Here is a 1,353-nt window from a genome sequence, read left to right as displayed (position 1 = left end):
AACGCCGTCAGCGGCAGCACCGGCACCATCTCGGCCAGCGTGCCGGCGCACGGCACCGTCGTGTACCGAGTCAGCGGCGGCACATCACCGTCCCCCACACCCACCCCCACACCCACCCCCACGCCGACCCCGACCCCCACTCCGACTCCGACTCCGACACCCACGCCGACGCCGACGCCGACGCCGACGCCGAGCGATCAACCGGGGAACTGCACGGCGACGTACAGGCTGGTCAACGACTGGGGCGGCGGTTTCCAGAGCGAGGTGACCGTCAGCAACAGCGGGTCGTCCGCACTCAACGGCTGGACTGTCACGATGACGCTGGCCGGCGGACAGACCATCACGAGCCTGTGGAACGGCGTGAACACCGGGACAAGCGGCGCGATCACCGTCAAGAACGCCGCCTACAACGGCACCATCGCAGGCAACGGATCGACGACGTTCGGATTCACCGCCAACGGCAGCGGGGCGACGGCCCCCACCGGCGTCACCTGCACGAGCCCGTAGCCGGACACGGGTCGCGCGGCATCGGCCCGCCTCTCCGCGGAGCGGGAAGCCCCGCTCCGCGGAGAGGACATCACATCTCAAGGAAAGGTACACGCGAGTGCGGCAAATCAGCTTCTTACGCCGGCGGTTGAGGCTCTCGGCCGCCGTCGTCGCCGCGCTGTCGATGGCCGGCGCCGGCATGACCACGGCACACATGGCATCGGCGGCCACGGTGGGATGCAAGGTCACCTACACGGTGACCAACCAGTGGCCCGGCGGCTTCGGCGCCAACGTGATCGTCGACAACCTCGGTGACCCGATCAACGGCTGGACGTTGACCTGGTCGTTCACCACCGGGCAGAGCATCACCCAGCTGTGGAACGGCACTCACACCCAGTCCGGCTCCCAGGTCTCCGTGACCAACGCCTCATACAACGGGAGCATCCCCAGCGGGGGCAGCGTCAACTTCGGGTTCAATGCGAGTTGGAACGGCTCCAACCCGGTGCCGTCGAGCTTCGCCCTGAATGGCGTCACCTGCGACGACGGCGTCACATCCCCCTCACCGTCGCCGTCCGCGTCGCCCTCGCCTTCACCGTCGCCGTCGCCTTCACCGTCCCCGTCGCCCTCGCCTTCCCCGTCCCCGTCGCCTTCACCGTCACCGTCGCCGTCGCCGTCGACGAGGCAGCCCTGTGACATCTACGCCTCGGGCGGCACGCCGTGTGTGGCCGCGCACAGCACCACCCGTGCGCTGTACGCCAACTACAACGGCCCGCTGTACCAGGTGCGCCGTTCCTCCGACAACACCACCCGTGACATCGGCGTCCTGGCCGCGGGAGGAGTGGCCAACGCCGCCGCGCAGGACTCCTT

2 protein-coding genes are annotated in these 1,353 nt (G+C 69.1%); both read left to right on the top strand.

Annotated features, from left to right (window positions below; all coding sequences use genetic code 11):
* Nucleotides 1–507, top strand: a 507-nt coding sequence (locus AB0B72_RS40275) for a cellulose binding domain-containing protein (protein WP_367745073.1), incomplete at its 5' end; no start/stop codon positions are given.
* Nucleotides 508–604: 97 nt separating this feature from the next.
* On the top strand, nucleotides 605–1,353 hold a 749-nt coding region (locus tag AB0B72_RS40270), incomplete at its 3' end, for a cellulose binding domain-containing protein (RefSeq protein WP_367745071.1).

Source organism: Microbispora sp. NPDC049125 (assembly GCF_040802045.1).
GTDB lineage: Bacteria > Actinomycetota > Actinomycetes > Streptosporangiales > Streptosporangiaceae > Microbispora.
The sequence above is the reverse complement of the archived record's forward strand: the minus strand, read 5'-3'. Positions and strand labels throughout refer to the sequence as shown.